Raw genomic sequence first — 21,865 nt, forward strand, 5'->3', positions numbered from 1 at the left:
GCGCGGTGCACAGGCTTCAGTCGTTGAAGTCCTGCCAGCCGCCCATTTCTTTCCAGCGGTTGACGATGCCGCAGAACAGCTCGGCAGTCTTCTCGGTGTCGTAACGCGCCGAATGCGCCTCACGGCCATCGAAGTCGATGTCGGCGCTCTGGCAGGCCCGCGCCAGCACGGTCTGGCCATAGGCAAGGCCGGCCAGGGTAGCGGTGTCGAAGCTTGAGAACGGATGAAACGGGTTGCGCTTCATGTCGTGGCGGGCCACGGCGGCATTGAGGAAGCCCAGGTCGAAGCTGCTGTTGTGGCCGACCAGGATCGCCCGTTTGCAGCCATTGGCCTTGAGCGCCTTGCGCACGCCACGGAAGATGTCGGTCAGCGCCGACTCTTCGCTGACGGCCATGCGCAGCGGATGATCGAGCTTGATCCCGGTGAACTCCAGGGCCGCTTGCTCGATGTTGGCGCCTTCGAACGGCTCGACGCGGAAGAAATAGGTGTGTTCCGGGAACAGGAAGCCCTTTTCGTCCATGCCGATGGTGACTGCGGCGATTTCCAGCAGGGCGTCGGTGGCGCTGTTGAAACCGCCGGTCTCGACGTCGACCACTACCGGCAGGTAACCGCGAAAGCGTTCAGCCATCGGGTGGCGCGGACCGCCGCCATGACCTTCCTGGTCGTCTTCGTACTGATCTTCGCTCACGCAGTTTCCTCCAGCAGGCGCCAGCGCAGTTGCTCACCGGCGCGCAGCGGGATAACGGTCTGCTCGCCGAACGGCAAGCTGCTTGGGGCGGTCCAGCTGTCGCGGACCAGGGTAATCGTATCGGTGTTGGCCGGTAGGCCATAGAAGCTTGGGCCGTGCAGGCTGGCGAAGCCTTCGAGCTTGTCCAGCGCGTTACGCTGCTCGAATGCCTCGGCGTACAACTCGATCGCGGCATAGGCGGTGTAGCAGCCGGCACAGCCACAGGCGGCTTCCTTGGCGTGCTGGGCATGTGGCGCCGAGTCGGTACCGAGGAAGAACTTGCTGCTGCCGCTGGTGGCGGCGTCCAGCAAAGCCACCTGGTGGGTGTTGCGCTTGAGGATCGGCAGGCAATAGAAGTGCGGACGAATGCCGCCCACCAGCATGTGGTTGCGGTTGTACAGCAGGTGCTGGGCAGTGATGGTCGCGCCGACGTTGGCCGGGGCCTCGTTGACGAACTGCACGGCTTCGCTGGTGGTGATGTGTTCGAACACCACCTTGAGGGTCGGGAAGCGCTCGACCACACGGCGCAGGTGCTCGTCGATGAACAGCTTCTCGCGGTCGAACACGTCGATCTCGGGGCGCGTTACTTCACCGTGCACCAGCAGTGGCATGCCGACCTCGGCCATGGCTTCGAGCACCGGGAAGATCTTGTCGACACTGGTGACGCCGGAATCGGAGTTGGTCGTCGCGCCGGCTGGATACATCTTGGCGGCATGGACAAAACCGGTGGCCTTGGCCGCGCGGATTTCCTCGGGCTGGGTGCGGTCGGTGAGGTACAGCACCATCAGCGGCTCGAAACGGCTGCCGGCAGGGCGTGCGGCAAGGATGCGCTCACGGTAGGCACCGGCTTGGGCGGCGTTGCGCACCGGTGGTACCAGGTTGGGCATGATGATTGCGCGGGCAAAGGTGCGCGCAACGTCACCGACGGTATGCGGCAATACAGCGCCATCACGAAGATGGATGTGCCAGTCGTCGGGACGCAGGAGGGTCAGGCGGTCGGACATTGGGGATTCCAGGCGGGTCGAACTCAAGGTGAATGCTACCGGAAAAGCCGGTTACGAGCACTCGCTATCAAGTTTTGCCGCGACCGACCGATAGCGTGCAGGTATACCGTGAAAATCTGTGGAGCCGCCCGTGCGCCAGCGTTATCTAGCCCTGCTCAGTGTGTTTGCCAGCATGCCCGCCATGGCACTCACTTTCCAGACCCGTCTGGAGAACGTCGAGTGGAAGGTCGAAGGCGATCAGTTCGAATGTCGGCTGGTTCAACCCATTGCCGATTTCGGCAGCGGCGAGTTCGTTCGCCGGGCCGGCGAGCAGCCAACTTTCCAGCTGCGCTCAAGCAGTAACGTCCTTGGTGCCGGTTCCGCCACCCTGCTGGCGGCGGCCGCGCCGTGGCAGCCCGGACGTGGCGATATCAACCTGGGCGCGGTGCGCATGGCCCGCAGCGGCGTGCTTTTTACCAGTTCCCAGGGCCAGGCCAGCCGCTTGATCAACGGCCTGCTCGATGGCCGTAGCACCGTGGTGCGCAACTACGCCGGTGAAGCCGGGCGAACCATGGAAGTGCGGGTGTTGCCGGTCAAGTTCAGCAAGGCCTACGGCGACTATCAGGCCTGCGCGGCAAAACTTTTGCCGATGAATTATGACCAGGTGCGTCAGGCGCGGGTCGGCTTTCCGGGCGGCGGCATTGACCTGGATGCCGATGCCCGGGCACGCCTGGACGTGATCCTCGACTTCCTCAAGGCCGACCCCACTGTTAACCATATCGAACTCGACGGGCACTCCGACAACAGCGGCAACCGCCTGACCAACCGCGACCTGTCGCGGCGCCGGGCACTGGCGGTGATGGAGTACCTCAAGGCCCACGGTATTCCCGAAGAGCAGATCACCGTGCGCTTCCATGGCGAGCGTTATCCGCTGGCGCGCAACAACAGCGCAGCCAACCGCGCGCGCAACCGACGGGTGAATATTCAGCTTGATCGGGTTACGCCTGTCGAAAAACCCCTGGAAAAGCCCGTTGAACCTGCAGCCAAACCACCGGCCGCACCTGCTGCCGCAGCCAGTACCGCGAAGCCCGTCGCCAAGTCCTGAGGTGCGACCGTCCGTCGCGCTCTCGACAGTTCCTGTCGCTTTGTCGTCACAAGCTGTCGCCCCACTGTAAATTTTGTCGCAAGGCCGGTAGAATCGACGGCTTTCCGTACAACCCCGTGGAGTGATGGCATGGCGGACGTAAAAAAGGTCGTACTGGCGTATTCCGGCGGCCTTGATACTTCGGTGATTCTCAAGTGGCTGCAGGATACCTACAACTGTGAAGTGGTGACCTTCACCGCTGACCTTGGACAAGGCGAAGAGGTCGAACCGGCCCGCGCCAAGGCCCAGGCCATGGGCGTCAAGGAAATCTACATCGATGACCTGCGCGAAGAGTTCGTACGCGACTTCGTGTTCCCGATGTTCCGCGCCAACACCGTCTACGAGGGCGAGTACCTGCTGGGTACTTCCATCGCTCGTCCGCTGATCGCCAAGCGCCTGATCGAAATCGCCAACGAAACCGGCGCCGATGCCATTTCCCATGGTGCCACCGGCAAAGGCAACGACCAGGTCCGTTTCGAACTGGGTGCCTACGCCCTCAAGCCAGGCGTCAAGGTCATCGCGCCATGGCGTGAATGGGACCTGCTGTCCCGTGAAAAACTGATGGACTACGCCGAGAAGCACGGCATCCCGATCGAACGTCACGGCAAGAAGAAGTCGCCGTACTCGATGGACGCCAACCTGCTGCACATCTCGTATGAAGGCGGCGTGCTGGAAGATACCTGGACCGAGCACGAAGAAGACATGTGGCGCTGGACCAAGTCGCCAGAAACCGCTCCGGACGTTCCGACCTACCTGGAACTGACCTACCGCAACGGCGACATCGTTGCCCTGGACGGCGTTGAAATGTCGCCGGCCACGGTGCTGGCCACCCTCAACCGCATCGGCGGCGAGAACGGTATCGGTCGTCTGGACATCGTCGAAAACCGTTACGTCGGCATGAAGTCCCGCGGCTGCTACGAAACTCCAGGCGGCACCATCATGCTGCGCGCCCACCGGGCGATCGAGTCGATCACCCTGGACCGCGAAGTCGCTCACCTCAAAGATGAGCTGATGGTCAAGTACGCCAGCCTGATCTATACCGGCTACTGGTGGAGCCCTGAGCGTCTGATGCTGCAACAGATGATCGACGCTTCGCAGGTCAACGTGAACGGTGTCGTGCGCCTGAAGCTGTACAAAGGCAACGTCATCGTCACCGGCCGCAAGTCCGACGATTCGCTGTTCGACGCCAACATCGCCACCTTCGAAGAAGATGGCGGCGCCTACAACCAGGCCGACGCAGCGGGCTTCATCAAGCTCAATGCCCTGCGCATGCGTATTGCTGCGAACAAGGGCCGCAAGCTGGTCTGAGGCTTGTTGTGCAGAAGAACCCCGGCCTGTGCCGGGGTTTTTTTTGCCTGAACATTAGTGTGCCGGACCATTCAACGGCCGCGTCAGCAACACGGTTTGCCTGCCGCTATCGAGGTTGCACAAAATCCATTTGCTGTCCGGTGCGGGCGGGGATTTGAGTGCGTGCAAGGCGAAGTAGCTTATCAAGTCGGCCGCTGCCGGGCCGCGCAGCGCAATCGTGACGGTAGTGCATCCGCTATTAATGGCGGGTGCATTCGCTGTTTCGATTGCTTTCGGAGTTTCTATGGGGCGGTCGGCTGGAGTATCAACCGGACTGGAAGTAACAAGGGCGGGTACTGGAGGCTCAAGAGTAGTTTTTGAGTCGGCAGTGTCAGGTGTTGGAGTAACGCCAGGTATCGGCTTGTTCAACTCAGGTGAGTAAAGGGATTTGTAGTTGAAGTTAAGGGTCAGGAAAAACAATACCGTGAGGAAGAACGGAAAGCCCACCAGGAACCAGGTATAAATACCCTGGCTGTCTTCACCCAGAAATGGCAGCGAGGCTAGCGCCGAGGCTTCGATGATGCCGGCGAAAATCGCAATGATCGTCAAAGGGCTTTTCGGCTCGATTTTGCTCATCCAGGATTCCCATGTGCCCACCGGGGCAAGTTCGCAGTGGCTGCGAGGTTTACATGGGCTGCGCCATGCCAGGCAGCATGCTGTGTTTCTCGGTTGGGTAATGTGTCCAATACGGATATGTAACGATTATACACAGATTGCAATATTGGTTTTATCAAACAAGTCTATAGGACATTTCCTTCAGGTAATAAGGCTGGGTTTTATAGGTTATTTTATTCTCTGGTGCTACCGTGATAGAGAAAGTTTTGTACGGCCTTTACACGGTCTGCAATTACCAGCGAGGTGTTGATTCCTTAAAGAGTTATTGGTATTTCCCGCTTGTAGGATAATTCTTTAATGGTTGTAGGTTGTGTCCTTGTGTGCATTTGCTTGTTAATGGCGCAATACAATATGTCGTGTAACTAGGCTATTGTGCTGGCTCAAAAAATAGAACAGCGAACAATTGGATTTTGCCCATGAATAAAGTCCTGATCGTGGATGATCATCCGGTCATTCGCCTGGCTGTACGCATGTTGATGGAGCGGCATGGTTATGAAGTCATTGCCGAGACGGATAACGGCGTGGACGCATTGCAGCTGGCACGCGAGCATGGTCCGGATATCGTTATCCTGGACATCGGCATCCCCAAACTTGACGGCCTTGAGGTGATCGCCCGGCTGACCGCCAACAATGCCAGCATCAAAGTGCTGGTATTGACCTCGCAGGCGCCCGGGCATTTTTCCATGCGCTGCATGCAGGCAGGGGCTGCGGGCTATGTCTGCAAGCAACAGGACCTGACCGAGTTGCTTAGCGCTATCAAGGCAGTGCTTTCCGGGTATAGCTACTTCCCCAACCAGGCGCTGCATTCGGTTCGCTCGAACCTGGGCGGCGCCAGCGAGGCGGACATGGTCGAGCGTTTGTCAGGCCGGGAGATGATGGTGCTGCAGCAACTGGCCCGCGGAAAAACCAACAAGGAGATTGCCGATGGCATGTTCCTCAGCAACAAGACGGTGAGTACCTACAAAACGCGATTATTGCTCAAACTCAATGCTCGCTCGTTGGTTGACCTGATCGAACTGGCCCAGCGCAACGGGCTTGTTTGAAATGCCCGGAAACAACAAAGCCTCCATCAAGGAGGCTTTTGTGATCTGTCGGTATCGATCCTTCAGAGGTCGAAGTCGTAATCGGCCAGCTGTTTTTGCAAGCGACGCTCTTCCAGCAGGTTGTCGATGGTGCGGCGTTTGCTCAGGTTGGTTTTTGCCACTTCAACCGGGACCTCGTCGTCTGCGTCTTCAGTGACGATGTCATCATCTACAACCAGGTCTTCTTTATCGGTGCTCATAAGTCACTCCAAGCCAAGAGGGCCATTGGCGCACCTTATAGCGAGAAATTTTGACCGGGTAAAAAAGATTTTTTCAATCGACCAAGCTGTCTTTTCACTATCGGCTCAATCGTCCGAAGTTTTCTGCTTGTACTCGCACAAATCTTCGATCCGGCAACTACCGCAACGGGGTTTGCGCGCCTGGCACACATAGCGCCCGTGCAGGATCAACCAATGGTGGGCGTCAAGCAGGTACGGCTTGGGCACGAACTTCATCAAGGCCTTTTCAACTTCCAGAACGGTCTTGCCCGGGGCAATGCCGGTGCGGTTGCTGACCCGGAAAATATGCGTATCAACGGCCATGGCCAGTTGCCGAAAGGCGGTGTTGAGCACCACGTTGGCGGTCTTGCGGCCAACCCCGGGTAGTGCTTCAAGCGCTTCTCGGGTTTCTGGTACCTGGCTGCCATGTTGCTCCATCAGCAGGCGACAGGTTTCGATGACGTTTTTCGCCTTGCTGTTGTACAGGCCGATGGTCTTGATGTACTCCGACAGGCCGTCAACACCCAGGGCATGGATGGCTTGCGGGGTATTGGCGACCGGGTACAGTTTGGCCGTGGCCTTGTTCACGCTGACGTCGGTAGCTTGTGCCGAGAGGATGACCGCAATCAGCAGTTCGAAAGGACTGGTGTAGGCCAGCTCGGTTTTCGGCTCGGGGTTGTCTTCATGCAACCTGCGAAAAATTTCCAGGCGTTTGGCGGCATTCATGGGGTCAAAGTGTTCCTTGACGACGGGAAAGGGCTCGCCGTTGGCAAACCCGGTTATACAGGGCGAGTATCAGGCCCAGAAGGATCAAGGCGCCGGGCAACATGCCGGCCAGGCGCAGGTTGGCAAACTCACTGAGCAGCTGGCGCGTGAACCCCGCGGCCATGCACAGCGCAGCAAATGCTGCCAGTGTGGTAGCTGCGGTACGCCAGCGGGCACTGTTACCCAGGGCCAGCTCGAACAGCAGGCATTGTACGGCGATCAATGCCGGATAGCGGCCCAGCTCCAGTGCCAGCGGCAGGGCCCAGGCGCGCAAGCCTAGCTCAAGGCAGGTGACCAGCAGGGCGGCCATCAGCACGCTTGCGAACAGGCGGGCGTCAGCGTCCAGCTGTTTGCGCAGGGGTGTCATGCACAGACGGTGCAGGCCAACGGCCAGCAGGCTTAGCAGCGCCATGGTGCTGGCCTGCAGCAATGTCTGGGTGGCGCCCAGCACGGGCGCCAGGCTTATTGCAGCGAGCCATTGTCTATTCATCCGCACCTGCGCTTAGCAACTGTTGGCGATGCTCGTCGAAATAGCGCAGGGCATCGTGGGTGGCTTGAATGACGGCGCGGGAGGTGACGGTGGCACCGGCCAACTGATCGAACTGGCCGTTGTCACGCTTGAGCGCCCAGGCTGAATCAGGCGTGTTTTGCCGGCTGTTGCCGACAAAGCCTTGCAGCCAGGTGTTGCCGGGTTCCATCAGCTTGCCGCCCAGGCCTGGCGTCTCCTGTTGTTGCAGCACCTTGACGCCGATCAGGCGACCCCCCTCATCAATGGCAATCAGCAGGTCCAGCGGGCCGCCGTAACCCTGGCTCTGGCTGTGCAGCACAACGGCGCTCGGCTGGCCTTTCAAGGTTGCCAGATAGCCTGCGAGCAGCCGGCTGTGGTCCAGGTTGGTGGCGCCCAGAGTCAGGGGCTGTTGCAGCGGTTGGTTGTCGTAGGCCTGCTGCGCCAGCACGCTCAGCCAGCGTTGGGCCTTGAGTTGCTGCTCGGCGGCAGTGATGCGCGCGGTGGTGAACTGTTGCCAAAGCACCGTACCACCCACGGCCAGCACGGCAAGGCTCAGTAGCAGGGCGGTGGTGCGAATCGACGAGGTGCTCATGATGTTTGCCCGCGTTCTGCCCAGCGCTCCAGGGACGGAACACAAAGATTCATCAGCAGGACCGCGAAGGCGGCGCCGTCGGGGTAGCTGCCCCAGGTTCTGATCAGGTAGATGAGCAAGCCCGCGCCGACGCCAAACAGCAGCTTGGCCTTCGGGCTTTTCGCTCCTGAAACCGGCTCGGTGACAATGAAGAACGCCACCAGCATGGTTGAACCGGACAGCAGGTGCAGCAACGGCGAGCCGTTTGAGTCCGAGCCCGAGCCGTTCCAGCACAGCAGGCTGGCCACGAACAGGCTGGCCAGCAGGCCGAGCGGCGCATGCCAACTGATGACCTTGCGTTGCACCAGAAGCAAGCCGCCGAGCAAAAAGGCCAGGTTGACGAATTCGCTGCCGCGACCGCCAAGGTGGCCGAAGCCTGGATGACTGGCGAACAATTCATCGATGGTCAGGCTGCGGTTGTTGCGCAGGCCGTCGAGTACCGTGGCTTGCGCCCAGGCGTCGGGCTGGTTGCCCAAATCAAGGCCGAACACTTGCTGCAGCGTGTCGGTCAGGCCCAGCACCTGGGTGACCGGCCACTGGGTCATGTGCTGCGGGAACGACAGCAACACCAGCGCATAGCCGAGCATCGCCGGGTTGAACAGGTTCTTGCCGACGCCGCCGTACAGTTGCTTGCCCAGGGCAATGGCACTGCTGGCGGCAATTGCTGGCAGCCACCAGGGCGCGTAGGCGGGCAGTGCCGCTGTCAGCAGCACCGCAGTCACCAGGGCGCTGCCGTCGTTCAGCGCCGGCAGGCCTGGCCGTTGTTGCAGTCGCAGCAGCGCCGCTTCAGTCGCCAGCGCCGCAACGGCGCACAGCAGCAGGTTCAGCAGCAGCCCCCAGCCATGCAGCCACAGCAGGGTCAGCAACCCGGGTGCGCTGGCCAGCAGCACCATGGCCATGGTGCTGCGCAGGCGCTCGCTGCTATCAGCCGTGGCCATTGGCGGCCGCCGGTTGCAGTGCTTGCAGGCGAGCCTGGGCCTGTTGCGCTTCGTGCTCAAGTTCAGCCAATTGTGCTTGCTGGGCCTGGTTCGGCGCCTCGCCAAAGGCGCTTCGGGCCTTGCTCAGTTGCGCCCGGCTCATGGCGGCGGCGATTTTTGCCTGCTTCAGCGCTGCATCGGCGGCCGCGGCTTTCTGCGCCTTGACCCGTTCGATGGCGGCCTTGATCGGGTCGTCGACAGTGGCGCCCGGCGTGGTGATTGTGGCAGTGGCCGCACGCTGGCTGCGGGCCAGGCGGTCGGCCTGCTTGCGGGCTTCTTCGCGCTGCAGGCGGTTGTTGCGCTGCTCGAAGCGCCGCCGCGCCTGGTTACGTTTGTGGCTGCGGGCCTCGAGGGTCTGGGTGTCTTCGGCCAGGCCACCGACAATCGGCACGATGTTGCTGTTGGCGGTCAATGGCAGCAGGTCGATGCAGTCCACCGGGCACGGTGCCACGCACAGGTCGCAGCCGGTGCATTCGGCGCTGATCACGGTGTGCATCAGCTTGGCGGCACCGATGATGGCGTCCACCGGGCAGGCCTGGATGCATTTGGTGCAGCCGATACATTCGGCTTCACGGATATAGGCGACTTGCGCCGGTGCACGGCCGCGCTCGTGGTCGAGTTCGATCACCGGCACGTGCAACAGCTTGGCCAAGGCTGCGATGGTTTCGCCGCCTCCGGGTGGGCATTTGTTGATCGCTTCGCCCGCCGCCAGGCCTTCGGCGTAAGGCCGGCAACCAGGATGGCCACATTTGCCGCATTGGGTCTGCGGCAACAGGGCGTCGATGCGTTGAATCAAGCTCATGGGTTGAATAGTCCGTTGAATCCGAGAAACGCCATGGCCATGATCCCGGCGCCGATCAGCTCGATCGGCAGGCCGCGAAAGGCCAGGGGGATGTCATCGTGGTCGCTGCGCTGGCGCAGGTCGCTGAACAGGCCCAGGGCCAGCCAGAAACCCAGGCCACCGCCCAGGCTCCAGCCCAGGGTTTGCAAAATCCCATAGCTGCCTTCACTGGCTTGCAGGCTCAAGCCTAGCAGCGCCAGGTTACCCACCATCAGGGGCAACAAACCGTCGAAGGGCAGGGTTGGCAGCAGGCGTGTCAGCACTGCGAGCAGCGGCTTGATCGGTAACACGCACAGCGCCAGGAACACGAACAGGCGCAGGTATTCAAGCTGCAGGGGCAGCAACGCCAGGTGATAAATCAGTTGCCCAAGCCCGACCGCCACTACCAGCGACACCAGGGTCGCCAGGCCCAACGCATGCACCTGGCGCCGATCCGGATCGGTGTCGCTGCGCAGCAAGGGGTCGATGGCCAGCCCCTGGTGCAGGACCAGGTTATTGATCAGCGCAGCGCTGACCAGGGCCAGGAAGAATTCGCTCATGAGGGGGCCGAATGCTGAGGCTGTCCGCCATTATCCGGCAATGACGCGAAGATGAGAACGCCCCGGCCGCAATCGGCCGGGGCGTGAGCCTTACTTGATGCGCTGGCCCGGCTTGGCGCCGCTGTCAGGGCTGAGCAGGTAAATTTCTTCACCGCCGGGGCCTGCGGCCATGACCATGCCTTCGGAGATGCCGAAACGCATTTTGCGCGGCTTGAGGTTGGCGATCATCATGGTCAGGCGACCTTCGAGCTTGGCCGGGTCCGGGTACGCCGACTTGATGCCGGAGAACACGTTGCGTTGCTCGTCACCGATGTCCAGGGTCAGGCGCAGCAGCTTGTCGGCGCCCTCGACGGCTTCGGCCTTGAGGATCAGGGCCACCCGAAGGTCGACCGCGGCGAAGGTGTCGAAGTCGATCTCGGCCGACAGCGGATCCTTGGCCAGTTCGCCATTGCCGGTGACAACGCTGGTCTGGCTGGCGGCCAGGTCTTCCTTGGAAGCGGCGGTCATGGCTTCGACCTTGGCCGGGTCGATGCGGCTCATCAGCGCCTTGAACGGGTTGAGCTGATGGTTGCTTAGGCGGGTCTGGTGATCGGCCCAGGTCAGTGGCGCGACATTGAGGAACGCCTCGGCGTCGGCGGCCAGCACCGGCAGCACCGGCTTGAGGAAGATTACCAGCTGGCGGAACAGGTTAATGCCCTGGGCGCAGATCGCCTGGACTTCGTCCTGCTTGCCTTCCTGCTTGGCCAGCGACCACGGCGCCTTGTCGGCGATCCAGGCGTTGGCGCGGTCGGCCAGGGCCATGATTTCGCGCATGGCACGGGCAAAGTCGCGGCCTTCGTAGGCTTCGGCAATACCCGGGGCGGCAGCGAGGAAGGCCTCGGTCAGTTCCGGTGCGGCGTCGCCGGCCACCATGACGCCGTCGTTACCCTTGTGGATGAAGCCTGCACAGCGGCTGGCGATGTTGACTACCTTGCCAACCAGGTCGGAGTTGACCTTCTGGATGAAGTCTTCAAGGTTCAGGTCGAGGTCGTCGACGCCGCGGCCCAGTTTGGAGGCGTAGTAGTAACGCAGGTATTCCGGCGCCAGGTGATCCAGGTAGGTGCGGGCCTTGATGAAGGTGCCGCGCGACTTGGACATCTTCGAACCGTTGACGGTCAGGTAGCCGTGCACGTTGATGCCGGTCGGCTTGCGGTAGCCGGCGCCTTCGAGCATGGCTGGCCAGAACAGGGCGTGGAAGTTGACGATGTCCTTGCCGATGAAGTGGTACAGCTCGGCTTTCGAATCCTTGTTCCAGAACGCGTCGAAGTCCAGCTCCGGGCGGCGGGCGCACAGGTTCTTGAAGCTGGCCATGTAGCCGATCGGGGCGTCCAGCCAGACGTAGAAATACTTGCCCGGCTCGTCGGGAATCTCGAAGCCGAAGTACGGCGCATCACGGGAGATGTCCCATTCCTGCAGGCCGGCATCCAGCCATTCGGCGATCTTGTTGGCCACCGCGTCCTGCAGGGTACCGCTGCGGGTCCACTGCTGGAGCATGGCCTGGAAGTCCGGCAGCTTGAAGAAGAAGTGTTGCGAATCCTTGAGCACCGGGGTGGCGCCGGAAATCGCCGACTTGGGGTTCTTCAGCTCGGTTGGTGCGTAGGTGGCGCCGCATTTTTCGCAGTTGTCGCCGTACTGGTCTTCAGCCGCGCACTTGGGGCAGGTGCCCTTGATGAAGCGGTCGGCCAGGAACATTTTTTTGTCCGGGTCGAAATACTGGGTGATCGAGCGGGTAGCGATGTGCCCGGCGTCACGCAGCTTGAGGTAGATCTGGCTCGACAGTTCGCGGTTTTCTTCGGCGTGGGTCGAGTGGAAGTTGTCGAAGTCGACCAGAAAGTCGGCGAAATCCCCGCTGTGCTCGGCCTGGACGGCGGCAATCAGTTGCTCGGGGGTGATGCCTTCTTTCTCGGCGCGCAGCATGATGGCCGAGCCGTGGGCGTCGTCAGCGCAGACATAAATGCACTGGTTGCCGCGAAGCTTCTGGAAGCGCACCCACATGTCTGTCTGGATGTACTCGAGCATATGGCCAAGGTGAATGGAACCATTGGCATAGGGCAGGGCGCTGGTGACGAGAATCTGACGTGGCTCGGACATGGGGGCTCGGCTACTTTTTTCGGCTACTTGAGATGAAACGGTGATCGGCCACTATAAAACGCCGGGAAATATATTTCACCCCATGGACGTATCTGAAGAGGGATGACGGGTTAGCATAGTGGTCTGTTTTGCTCAGTCTTTATCACGGGAGTCTCCATGAGTGCCGTCACTCGCGCAGCCGTCGAAGCCGTTCTTCGCCAGTACACCGACCCATACCTGAACCAGGACCCGGTCAGCGCCGGCTGTGTCCAGGCCATTGATATCCAGGGCGATCGCGTCAGCGTGCAGCTGCAACTGGGCTATGCCGCCGGCCTGTTCAAAAATGGCTGGGCGCAGGTGCTGCAAACGGCTGTCGAAGGTCTCGACGGGGTTACCTCGGCGCGGGTCGAAATCAACTGCGTGATCGCCGCACACAAGGCCCAGGCGCAGATCCCGGGCCTGGCCAACGTCAAGAACATCATCGCCGTGGCCTCCGGCAAGGGCGGTGTCGGCAAATCGACCACCGCCGCCAACCTGGCCCTGGCCCTGGCTCGCGAAGGCGCGCGGGTAGGTATTCTCGATGCCGACATCTATGGCCCGAGCCAGGGCGTGATGTTCGGTATCGCCGAAGGCACCCGCCCGCAGATTCGCGAGCAAAAGTGGTTCGTGCCGCTCAAGGCCCACGGTGTCGAGGTCATGTCCATGGCTTTCCTGACCGACGACAACACGCCGATGGTCTGGCGCGGTCCGATGGTCTCCGGGGCCTTGCTGCAACTGGTGACCCAGACCGCCTGGGACGATCTCGACTATCTGGTGATCGACATGCCGCCTGGCACCGGCGACATCCAGCTGACCCTGGCGCAGAAAGTCCCGGTGGCCGGCTCGGTGATCGTTACCACCCCGCAAGACCTGGCGCTGCTCGACGCCAAGAAGGGCGTGGAGATGTTCCGCAAGGTCAATATCCCGGTGCTGGGCGTGGTCGAGAACATGGCCGTGCACATTTGTTCGAACTGCGGCCATGCCGAGCATCTGTTCGGTGAGGGCGGTGGCGAGAAGCTGGCGGCGCAGTACGGTGTCGAACTGCTGGCCTCGTTGCCGCTGTCGATGCTGATCCGCGAACAGGCCGACAGCGGCAAGCCGACGGCGATTGCCGAGCCGGAAAGCCAGATCGCCATGGTCTACCAGGAGCTGGCCCGTCAGGTCGGTGCACGGATCGTGTTGCAGGAAGCGGCGGCGCCGGCGATGCCGAATATCACTATCAGCGAGGACTGAGGTGATTTTCGCGGGGCAAGCCCGCTCCTACCGTAGGAGCGGGCTTGCCCCGCGATGAGGTCAAAATCCAGGGCATAAAAAAAGCCCCACCTGTTAAGGGCGGGGCTTTCTTCAAGCTGTAAAGCGGAAGTTAGATAACTTCTACTTCTTCAGCCTGCATGCCTTTCTGACCGCGGGTAGCGATGAAAGAGACCGCTTGGCCTTCTTTCAGGCTTTTGAAGCCGTCAGCTTTGATGGCTTTGAAGTGTACGAACAGGTCGTCACCGGATTGTGGGGTGATGAAGCCGAAGCCTTTTTCATCGTTGAACCACTTAACGGTACCGGTTTGGCGATTGGACATGGTCTGTCTCCTTGGACAAAGTTAACTACGACTCAGGAAACGCCCTGGCCGAGACTGAGTGCAAAGAGGCAGAAAATTCATGAAGATGGGTTGATCGAAATCTTGCATCAGGTAGATATTCTCAGTGACACGTGCAGCACAGTGGCGTCACCTTAACCCTTTTTCCAGAACGTGCCAATGGTCTTGTGACGCTTTCTCATAATTCATGACTGACGGTGCCTCGCGCTCCCGTGCAGGCCCCGTGGTACGGGGATCCGACGGTTGATGCTGCATGGAACTTTGAACCCGGCGCCGGGCCCGGTAAGATGCGCCACAGAATTTTTTCACCACGCAATTTCAGGACACCCCGCCATGAGCATCAAATCGGACAAGTGGATTCGCCGCATGGCGCAGGAACACGGCATGATCGAGCCGTTCGTCGAGCGCCAGGTGCGCGGTGAGAGCGACAACCGGCTGATCTCCTTCGGCGTCTCCAGCTACGGCTACGACGTGCGCTGCGCCGACGAATTCAAGGTGTTCACCAACATCAACTCGGCGACCGTCGATCCGAAAAACTTCGACGCCGGCAGCTTTGTCGACGTCAAGAGCGACGTCTGCATCATCCCGCCGAACTCCTTCGCGCTGGCCCGCACCGTCGAATACTTCCGTATCCCGCGGAACGTGCTGACCATCTGCCTGGGCAAGAGCACCTACGCCCGCTGCGGCATCATCGTCAACGTCACCCCGCTTGAACCCGAGTGGGAAGGTCACGTGACCCTGGAGTTCTCCAACACCACCACGCTGCCGGCGAAAATCTACGCCAACGAAGGCGTGGCGCAGATGCTCTTCCTCGAATCCGACGAAGAATGCGAAGTGTCCTATAAGGATCGTGGCGGTAAATACCAGGGCCAGCGCGGCGTTACCCTGCCACGCACCTGAGGCGACAAGGCGAGGGAATTCCTTGCCTGCGGCGTACTCCAATGAGTTGAACTGTTCCGCCCGGCAACACGCCAGGCGGACGTCAACCAGGAGCCGCCCATGAAACTCGACCCGACCATCAGTGCCAAGCTGGCCGTGCTGCAGCCCAACAGCGTTGGGATGTTGGCCTGGTCGCTGCTGGCCCATCCGCACCCGCACATCCTCCACGCAGGCGGCGTGCCCGGTCAGCCTGATCCAGACACGCCTATCCCTGCACAGCCGGGTGATACCCCGCCGATGGAGCCGGGTGAGCCCACTCTGCCTGACGAGCCGCCACCGGCCCCCGTCGCCTGACTGCTACTTGAGGTTGCCGCTGAGAAACTGACGCAGGCGTTCGCTTTTTGGATTGCCCAGTACCTCGTCCGGCGGCCCTTGCTCCTCCACCAACCCCTGGTGGAGGAACATCACCTGGCTCGCCACCTTGCGTGCGAAGGCCATTTCGTGGGTCACCATGATCATGGTCCGGCCCTCTTCGGCCAGGCCCTGAATCACCCGCAACACTTCGCCGACCAGCTCCGGGTCCAGCGCCGAGGTCGGCTCGTCGAACAGCATGACTTCCGGCTCCATGGCCAGTGCCCGGGCGATAGCCACCCGTTGCTGCTGGCCGCCGGAGAGAAATGCCGGGTATTGATCGGCCACCCGCGGTGCCAGGCCGACTTTGTCCAGGTAGCGCCGGGCGCGTTCTTCGGCCTCGTGCTTGCTCACGCCCAGCACCCGTCGCGGCGCCATGGCGATGTTATCCAGCACGCTCAGGTGGCTCCACAGGTTGAAGTGCTGGAACACCATGGCCAGGCGCGTGCGCAGGCGCTGCAGCTCGTCCGGATCGGTGACGTGCAGGCCATGATGGTCCTGGGTCATGTGCACCGGCTTGCCATCGAGGGTCATGCTGCCTTCGTTGGGTTGCTCGAGGAAGTTGATGCAGCGCAGGAAGGTACTCTTGCCCGAGCCGCTGGCGCCGATCAGGCAGATCACGTCGCCGGTCCTGGCCTTGAGCGATACGCCCTTGAGCACATGGTGCTCGCCGTAGCGTTTGTGCAGGTCTTCGATGGTCAGTTTGTACATGCGCAGGCTCTAAAGGTAAGGGGTCAAGGCGACAGCAGGTAGCCGCTGCGGTAGGCCTGGTTGCCTGCCACATGGGCGATGACCATGCCGGCGGTGGCCATGCGCCGCAGCGAGCGGGCATAGAGCAGGCCGGGCTGGCTGTTGCGCACCGGGGTAACCCGGTCGCTGAGCGGGTCGATAACTTCGGCGATCAGTTGGTCGGCCTGCAGGTACTGGCCCGGCTTGGCGTGGAACACCAACAGGCCGCCCAGCGGCGTTGCCACCGGTTCCACCCCGGCCAGCGGCGTTGCCGGGTAGCTGAGGGCGGGCAAGGTGGCAGGTTCGCCTTCAATGGCGCCGTAACGGGTCAGGTACTCGAGAATCGCCGTGCAGTCCTGTTCCGCCAACGGATGGCTGACATCGCCCTGGCCACGCAATTCGACGGTCACCGAAAAGCTGCCCTGGGGGATCGGGAACTGCTTGGCGAAGCGCTGCTGCAATTGCCACCAGACCAGGGTGAAACATTCATCGAAGGACTGCCCGCCCGAGTCGGTGGCCAGCAGGCTGGCCTGGGCGCCCAGGTAGCGCGACAGCGGTTCGACCTGCGGCCAGGCTTCGGGCGTGGTGTACAGGTGCGCCACGGCTTCGAAGTCGCAATGCAGGTCGAGCACCATCTCGGCGTCGCAGGCCAGGCGTTGCAGGGTCAGGCGCTGGGATTGCAGCGGGGTGTGGGCGGCATGGGCATCCAGGGCGCGGCGCAGGCTTTCGCGGATCAGGGCAATGTTGTGCTGAGGGTCCTGGGTCAGGTGATCGGCAATCTGGTCGCCGATCTGGTCGCTCAAGTCAACGAAATGGCGGTTGAAGTTCTCGCCGCTTTGCAGCTCGTAACGGCCCAGCGGCACATCCATCAGTACCTGTTCCAGGCCTACCGGGTTGGCGATCGGCACCAGCACGATTTCGCGGCGCAGCAGGCCCTGGGCCTCAAGTTCGGTCAGGCGTTGCTTGAGGTGCCAGGCCACCAGCATGCCGGGCAGTTCATCGGCATGCAGCGAGGCCTGGATGTAGATTTTGCCGGCGCCGCGGGGGCCGAAGTGAAAGCTGTGGATCTGGCGGGCAATGCCGGGAACCGGTGCCAGAATGTCATGAGTCGAGTGATGCATATCAGTCCTAGTGTGTCGGTCCTAGAAAAGCCAGCCAGCGACGTTCGGCGATGCGAAACAGCCCTACCAGGGCGAAGGTCACGCACAGGTAGATCAGCGCGGCGATGCCGAACGACTGAAAGGTCAGAAATGTGGCCGAGTTGGCGTCGCGGGCGACCTTGAGGATGTCCGGCACGGTGGCGGTGAAGGCCACCGTGGTGGAGTGCAGCATCAGGATCACTTCGTTGCTGTAGTAGGGCAGCGAGCGGCGCAGCGCCGACGGCATGATGATATAAGCATAAAGTTTCCAGCCGCGCAGGCCATAGGCCTTGGCGGCCTCGACTTCACCATGGTTCATGCTGCGGATCGCCCCGGCGAAAATCTCCGTGGTGTAGGCGCAGGTGTTGAGGGCAAAGGCGAGGATGGTGCAGTTCATCGCATCGCGAAAAAAACTGTCGAGCAGCGGCTGCGCGCGCACCGCTTCCAGGCTGTAGATCCCGGTGTAGCAGATCAGCAACTGGATATACAGCGGCGTGCCGCGGAACAGGTAGGTATAGAACTGCACGGGCCAGCGAACCCAGAAGCGCGGCGAAACCCGCGCAATCGACAACGGGATCGAAACCACGAAGCCAATCGCCAGGGCTGCGGTGAGCAACCACAGGGTCATGGCCAGGCCGGTGATGTGGGTGCCGTCGGTGTAGAGGAAGGCGCGCCAGTATTCCTGCAAGAGCTCGATCATCGGATGGCCTCCCGGGTGCCGACGTTATAGCGCCGTTCCAGCCAGCGCAGGGCGACGTTGGAGGCGCTGGTGATCAACAGGTAGATGAACGCCGCGACCACCAGGAAGTAGAACAACTGGTAGCTGCTCTTGCCGGCGTCCTGGGCGGCCTTGACCAGGTCGGCCAGGCCGATGATCGACACCAGAGCAGTGGCCTTGAGCATCACCATCCAGTTGTTGCCGATGCCGGGCAGGGCGAAGCGCATCATTTGCGGAAAGACCACGAAGCGAAAGCGTTGCAGGCGCTTGAGGCCGTAAGCAGTGGCCGCTTCGACCTGGCCGCGCGGCACGGCGAGAATTGCGCCGCGAAAGGTTTCGGTGAAATAGGCGCCGTAGATGAAGCCCAGGGTGATGACCCCGGCGGCGAACGGGTCGATCTCGATGTATTCCCACTCCATGGCGTCGGTGAGGCTGGTCAGCCAGGTTTGCAGGCTGTAGAAAATCAGCAGCATCAGCACCAGGTCAGGCACGCCGCGAATCAGCGTGGTGTAGGCCTGGGCGATCAGGCGTAGCGGGCGCAGCGGCGAGAGCTTGGCACTGGCGCCGAGCAGGCCCAGGCCAACGCTGACCAGCAGCGACATGAAGGACAGTTTGAGGGTCATCCAGGTGCCCTGCAGCAGCAAGGGGCCGAAGCCCTTCAAGCTGAATGCCGAGAGCCCCAGGAACTGCAGCAGGTCTTCGAACATGAAGCGAACCTATGCCAGTGGACGCGATCATGCGGGAACCGGCGTTTGCCGGTTCCCGCAGTGGTTATTTGCCGCTGTAGAGGTTCAGGTCACCGAAGTGCTTTTTCTGGATCGTGGCGTAGGTGCCGTCGTCGTGTAACGCTTTGATACCTTTGTCCAGGAGTGCCTTGAGCTCAGTGTTACCTTTTTTGATACCGACTGCGGTCTTGGACGGCAGCAATTCGCTGTCGACCGGCTCACTGACTTCATAGTCGGCGCCTTGTGGCGACTTGAGAAAGCCCAGTTCGGCCTGGAGCATGTCCTGGATCGAGGCATCCAGGCGTCCGGAGGTCAGGTCGGAATAGACCTGGTCCTGGTTCTGGTAGGCCTGGGTCTTGACCCCGGCCTTGTCCAGCACGGCCTTGGCGTAGGCTTCCTGGATGGTGCCTTGCTCGTAGCCGACAGTCTTGCCCTTGAGCGAGGCCGGGTCGGCGGTCAGGCCTGCACCTTTTTTGAACACCAGGGCGGTAGGGCCGGAAAACAGCTCGCTGGAGAAATCGATGACTTTTTCCCGGGCCGGGGTAACGGTCATCGACGAGATCACACCGTCGAACTTGTTGGCCTTGAGCCCCGGAATCATGCCGTCAAAGTCACTTTCCACCCACTTGCACTTGACCTTGAGCTCAGCACAGATGGCATTGCCCAGGTCGATGTCGAAGCCCACCAGGGAACCGTTGGCGGCTTTCGATTCGAACGGTGCATAAGACGGATCGACGCCGAAGCGCAGCTCCTTGTATTCCTTGGCCAGGGTGTTCCCCGCAGCCAGACACAACGCGAGTGCGGAAAGCGTCAGCCATGCTTTTTTCATTGTGTGTCCTTGGATTCGCAAAGTGTTGGGGTGGCAAAGGGCCGTTACCGGTCGATGCCAGACAACACAGTGATAGCAAGTTTCACACCATATTCCAGGCCAGCCCCACATTCAGTGGGAACTGGCCTTGCCTGCGAGGGGCCGCAGCGCGGCCCCGAACAGCCTCAGTATCGCGCATCCACCGGCTTGCCGCCGTTGGGCCAGTCCTTGACCTTGTCCGGGAAGTCCGGCCGTGGCTGTTGCGAGAACCAGGCCGCGACGTCCACTGCCTCCTGGTCACTCAAGCCGCCCTGGCCCAGGGGGAATTTCTCGTGAAAGCCGATCGGCATGTTGCGTTTGACGAACGCTGCGGCGGTATAGGTGCGGGCCATGCCGGCGCCGATGTTGAACGACTGATCGCCCCACAGCGGCGGGTACACCAGGCTGCCGTCTTCTCGGGCCAGGCCCTCGCCATTGCTGCCATGGCACACCGCGCACTGCTCGGCATACACCTGCTTGCCGTTGTCCAGGTCTGGCTTGATCGCTGTGTCGATCTTGCCGACCCCGCGCCCGGCCACCTTGTCGCCCGGCTGGGTGTTCATCTTCATCCAGTCGAAATAGGCCACCATCGCCTGCATGTCCGCCGATTGCGGCGGTATCGGCTTGCCGTTCATCGAACGCCGGAAGCAGCCGTTGATGCGCTCTTCAAGGGTGACTTCCTTGCCCGCCCGCGGAGCGTAGCTGGGGAAGAACGCCGAGACGCCGACAAACGGCGAGCCGTCGGCCACGGTACCGGCGTTGAGGTGGCAACTGGTGCAGTTCAGCGCGTTGCCGACGTTGTCCGGCAACAGCTCGCGGGTTTGCAGGTGCAAGCGCATGCCGCGGATCACCTGCTCGGCGTTGGCTGCGGCGAGCAGGTTGGCCAGGCGCGGGGTTTCAAAGGCGCTGGAGTCGGTGGTCTGCGGATTAAGCTGGTCACGCAGGGTTTTCACCTGCTTGGCAGTGATCGGCGAGCTGTTGTTGCCCCAGCGACCGCGCACGAAGGTGAGGATCTCGGCGATCTCTTGATCGGCCAGGCGGGCGAAGCCGGGCATGGTGTAGACCCGCGAATGGGTGGCGGTTTGCGCGGTTTCCCAGCCGGTGAGGGTGATGTGCAGCAGCGAGGTCGGGTTGGTCGAGGCGATGCTTGGGTTGCCGGCCAGTGGCGGGAACAGGCCCGGGACCCCACGCCCGTCCGGGCGGTGGCAATCGCTGCAGAACTGGGTGTAGCCCAGGCCGCCGCGGCTGCTGAACAGGTCATCCGGGGCGACGGCTGCGGCCAGCGGGATATCCGGCATCGGCAGGTCATCCTTGCCCGGCGGCAGCGATTTCAGGTAGCTGGCGATGGCCACCAGGTCGCCGTCGCTGAAGTGCTGGGTACTGTGATGAATGACGTCGGCCATGTTGCCCGACACCGTGGCGAAGCGGTTCTGCCCGGTCTTGAGCAATTGCACGGTGTCTTGCACGGTCCACAGGTTGCGCAGGCTCAGGGCCTGCCAGTGCTCTACGGTTTCACCGGCGAGGAAGTGCTTGCCGCTGCGGCCGGCGTCGCTCATGGCCTTTTCCTGGAAGGCGATGCCGCGTGGGGTATGGCAGGCCCCACAATGGCCCAGGCCCTGCACCAGGTAGGCGCCCCGATTGAGCACTTCGTCCTTGGCGGGATCGGGCTCGAAGGGCTCGCTGTCGACGAAGGCGAAGTTCCACAGCGACAGGCCCCAGCGCATGTTGAACGGCCAGCTCATGTCCGCTTCCTGGTTGGACTGGCTGATCGGCGTCACGCCCTGTATCAGGTAGGCGTACAGGGCGCGCATGTCCGCTTCGCTCATTTTCGCGTAGGACGGGTAGGGCATTGCCGGGTACAGGTTGGTGCCGTCCGGGGTCACGCCTTCGCGCATGGCCTTGTCGAACTGCTCGAAGCTGTAGCGGCCGATGCCAGTGTCCGGGTCGGGGGTGATGTTGCTTGAGTAGATGGTGCCCATCGGCGTTTTCAGCTGCAGGCCACCGGCCATTTCCGGTGCTTGCGGTGCGGTGTGGCAAGCAATGCAGTCGCCGAGCTGGGCGATGTATTTGCCTCGGGCAAGCAGTTCGCTGTCGGCCGCCGCTGCCGGGGGCGGTTCGCTGGCGAATACGGAGAACGAGAACACGGTCGTGGCCACCAGGGCCAGACGGGAGAAGGCAGATGCCATTGCATTATTCCTTTAGTCACCTGGCCTGGGGTGGTCCCCTGGGCGCAGGGCTGCAATCGTTTTTATGGTTCATCAGGCAGAGGCAGGTAACGAAACCTGCCTCAGTTTCGTTGTA

Annotated in this window: 23 protein-coding genes and 1 pseudogene; 6 read left to right on the forward strand and 18 right to left on the reverse strand. The window is 61.7% G+C overall.

What is annotated here, in order from left to right; genetic code table 11:
* Positions 1 to 16: 16 nt before the first annotated feature.
* Positions 17 to 628 (reverse strand): ribonuclease T, encoded by a 612-nt coding sequence (rnt, locus tag BLR26_RS09310; RefSeq protein WP_267954172.1) that lies wholly within the window; start codon positions 626 to 628, stop codon positions 17 to 19.
* Positions 629 to 684: 56 nt separating this feature from the next.
* Entirely contained in the window at positions 685 to 1,731 is a 1,047-nt protein-coding gene (pyrC, locus tag BLR26_RS09315) for a dihydroorotase (protein WP_093380133.1), read from the reverse strand.
* 130 nt (positions 1,732 to 1,861) lie between these two features.
* On the opposite strand from pyrC, the gene BLR26_RS09320 reads away from it, so the two are divergent.
* Entirely contained in the window at positions 1,862 to 2,815 is a 954-nt protein-coding gene (locus BLR26_RS09320) for a flagellar protein MotY (RefSeq protein ID WP_093380138.1), read from the forward strand.
* A gap of 129 nt (positions 2,816 to 2,944) precedes the next feature.
* Positions 2,945 to 4,162 carry an argininosuccinate synthase gene (locus BLR26_RS09325; RefSeq protein WP_038999115.1) on the forward strand — a complete coding sequence of 406 codons (1,218 nt, stop codon included), beginning with the start codon at positions 2,945 to 2,947 and terminating at the stop codon, positions 4,160 to 4,162.
* Between the two features lie 54 nt (positions 4,163 to 4,216).
* Here the strand turns inward: BLR26_RS09325 and BLR26_RS27450 are convergent, their stop codons facing one another.
* Positions 4,217 to 4,777 carry a hypothetical protein gene (locus BLR26_RS27450; RefSeq protein ID WP_249744404.1) on the reverse strand — a complete coding sequence of 187 codons (561 nt, stop codon included), beginning with the start codon at positions 4,775 to 4,777 and terminating at the stop codon, positions 4,217 to 4,219.
* Positions 4,778 to 5,232: 455 nt separating this feature from the next.
* Here BLR26_RS27450 and BLR26_RS09335 point away from each other — a divergent pair, with 455 nt between their 5' ends.
* Positions 5,233 to 5,859: a response regulator transcription factor gene (locus tag BLR26_RS09335; RefSeq protein WP_045197743.1), complete on the forward strand. Its 627-nt coding sequence runs from the start codon at positions 5,233 to 5,235 to the stop codon at positions 5,857 to 5,859.
* 62 nt (positions 5,860 to 5,921) lie between these two features.
* On the opposite strand, the gene BLR26_RS27295 is transcribed toward BLR26_RS09335, so the two are convergent.
* The 8 genes and pseudogenes from BLR26_RS27295 to metG all read right to left on the reverse strand — a co-directional run bounded on the left by BLR26_RS27295 (position 5,922) and on the right by metG (position 12,507).
* Positions 5,922 to 6,098 (reverse strand): PA3496 family putative envelope integrity protein, encoded by a 177-nt coding sequence (locus tag BLR26_RS27295; protein ID WP_045197746.1) that lies wholly within the window; start codon positions 6,096 to 6,098, stop codon positions 5,922 to 5,924.
* Between the two features lie 105 nt (positions 6,099 to 6,203).
* Positions 6,204 to 6,842, reverse strand: coding sequence for an endonuclease III (gene nth / locus BLR26_RS09345; protein ID WP_093380141.1), 639 nt, complete (start codon positions 6,840 to 6,842; stop codon positions 6,204 to 6,206).
* A 4-nt stretch (positions 6,843 to 6,846) separates the two neighbouring features.
* Positions 6,847 to 7,371: an Rnf-Nqr domain containing protein gene (locus BLR26_RS09350; RefSeq protein WP_045197749.1), complete on the reverse strand. Its 525-nt coding sequence runs from the start codon at positions 7,369 to 7,371 to the stop codon at positions 6,847 to 6,849.
* On the reverse strand, positions 7,364 to 7,981 hold the full coding sequence (locus BLR26_RS09355; RefSeq protein WP_093380143.1) for an RnfABCDGE type electron transport complex subunit G: 618 nt from the start codon (positions 7,979 to 7,981) through the stop codon (positions 7,364 to 7,366). The genes BLR26_RS09350 and BLR26_RS09355 overlap by 8 nt, the downstream gene beginning before the upstream one ends.
* A complete protein-coding gene (locus BLR26_RS09360) occupies positions 7,978 to 8,958 on the reverse strand; it encodes an RnfABCDGE type electron transport complex subunit D (RefSeq protein ID WP_093380146.1) in 981 nt (326 codons plus the stop codon). The genes BLR26_RS09355 and BLR26_RS09360 overlap by 4 nt, the downstream gene beginning before the upstream one ends.
* Positions 8,959 to 8,962: 4 nt before the next feature.
* Positions 8,963 to 9,799 (reverse strand): annotated as a pseudogene (gene rsxB, locus BLR26_RS09365) (electron transport complex subunit RsxB); the annotation flags it as partial.
* Positions 9,796 to 10,377, reverse strand: coding sequence for an Rnf-Nqr domain containing protein (locus tag BLR26_RS09370; RefSeq protein WP_045197758.1), 582 nt, complete (start codon positions 10,375 to 10,377; stop codon positions 9,796 to 9,798). The pseudogene rsxB and the gene BLR26_RS09370, both read right to left, overlap by 4 nt.
* 90 nt (positions 10,378 to 10,467) lie before the next feature.
* Positions 10,468 to 12,507, reverse strand: coding sequence for a methionine--tRNA ligase (gene metG / locus BLR26_RS09375; RefSeq protein WP_045197760.1), 2,040 nt, complete (start codon positions 12,505 to 12,507; stop codon positions 10,468 to 10,470).
* Between the two features lie 156 nt (positions 12,508 to 12,663).
* Between metG and apbC the strand changes: the two genes are divergently transcribed.
* Positions 12,664 to 13,758, forward strand: a complete 1,095-nt coding sequence (gene apbC / locus BLR26_RS09380) for an iron-sulfur cluster carrier protein ApbC (protein ID WP_045197762.1) — start codon at positions 12,664 to 12,666, stop codon at positions 13,756 to 13,758.
* Between the two features lie 130 nt (positions 13,759 to 13,888).
* Here the strand turns inward: apbC and BLR26_RS09385 are convergent, their stop codons facing one another.
* Positions 13,889 to 14,098 (reverse strand): cold-shock protein, encoded by a 210-nt coding sequence (locus tag BLR26_RS09385; RefSeq protein WP_010221054.1) that lies wholly within the window; start codon positions 14,096 to 14,098, stop codon positions 13,889 to 13,891.
* 351 nt (positions 14,099 to 14,449) lie between these two features.
* Between BLR26_RS09385 and dcd the strand changes: the two genes are divergently transcribed.
* On the forward strand, positions 14,450 to 15,016 hold the full coding sequence (gene dcd / locus BLR26_RS09390; RefSeq protein ID WP_028943496.1) for a dCTP deaminase: 567 nt from the start codon (positions 14,450 to 14,452) through the stop codon (positions 15,014 to 15,016).
* 99 nt (positions 15,017 to 15,115) lie between these two features.
* Positions 15,116 to 15,349 carry a hypothetical protein gene (locus BLR26_RS09395; protein ID WP_045197764.1) on the forward strand — a complete coding sequence of 78 codons (234 nt, stop codon included), beginning with the start codon at positions 15,116 to 15,118 and terminating at the stop codon, positions 15,347 to 15,349.
* Between the two features lie 3 nt (positions 15,350 to 15,352).
* On the opposite strand, the gene BLR26_RS09400 is transcribed toward BLR26_RS09395, so the two are convergent.
* The 6 genes from BLR26_RS09400 to BLR26_RS09425 form a co-directional block, all read right to left on the reverse strand.
* Positions 15,353 to 16,117, reverse strand: a complete 765-nt coding sequence (locus tag BLR26_RS09400) for an ABC transporter ATP-binding protein (protein ID WP_045197766.1) — start codon at positions 16,115 to 16,117, stop codon at positions 15,353 to 15,355.
* Between the two features lie 23 nt (positions 16,118 to 16,140).
* A complete protein-coding gene (locus BLR26_RS09405; RefSeq protein WP_093380152.1) occupies positions 16,141 to 17,256 on the reverse strand; it encodes a succinylglutamate desuccinylase/aspartoacylase family protein in 1,116 nt (371 codons plus the stop codon).
* Between the two features lie 7 nt (positions 17,257 to 17,263).
* Positions 17,264 to 17,974 (reverse strand): ABC transporter permease, encoded by a 711-nt coding sequence (locus BLR26_RS09410; RefSeq protein WP_038999132.1) that lies wholly within the window; start codon positions 17,972 to 17,974, stop codon positions 17,264 to 17,266.
* On the reverse strand, positions 17,971 to 18,699 hold the full coding sequence (locus tag BLR26_RS09415) for an ABC transporter permease (RefSeq protein ID WP_093380154.1): 729 nt from the start codon (positions 18,697 to 18,699) through the stop codon (positions 17,971 to 17,973). Before BLR26_RS09415 ends, BLR26_RS09410 begins: the two co-directional genes overlap by 4 nt.
* Before the next feature lie 64 nt (positions 18,700 to 18,763).
* Positions 18,764 to 19,546 carry a transporter substrate-binding domain-containing protein gene (locus BLR26_RS09420; protein ID WP_093380157.1) on the reverse strand — a complete coding sequence of 261 codons (783 nt, stop codon included), beginning with the start codon at positions 19,544 to 19,546 and terminating at the stop codon, positions 18,764 to 18,766.
* Between the two features lie 164 nt (positions 19,547 to 19,710).
* Positions 19,711 to 21,750, reverse strand: coding sequence for a c-type cytochrome (locus BLR26_RS09425; protein WP_093380160.1), 2,040 nt, complete (start codon positions 21,748 to 21,750; stop codon positions 19,711 to 19,713).
* Positions 21,751 to 21,865 lie beyond the last annotated feature (115 nt).

This window comes from Pseudomonas sp. UC 17F4, from assembly GCF_900101695.1.
Taxonomy (GTDB): domain Bacteria; phylum Pseudomonadota; class Gammaproteobacteria; order Pseudomonadales; family Pseudomonadaceae; genus Aquipseudomonas.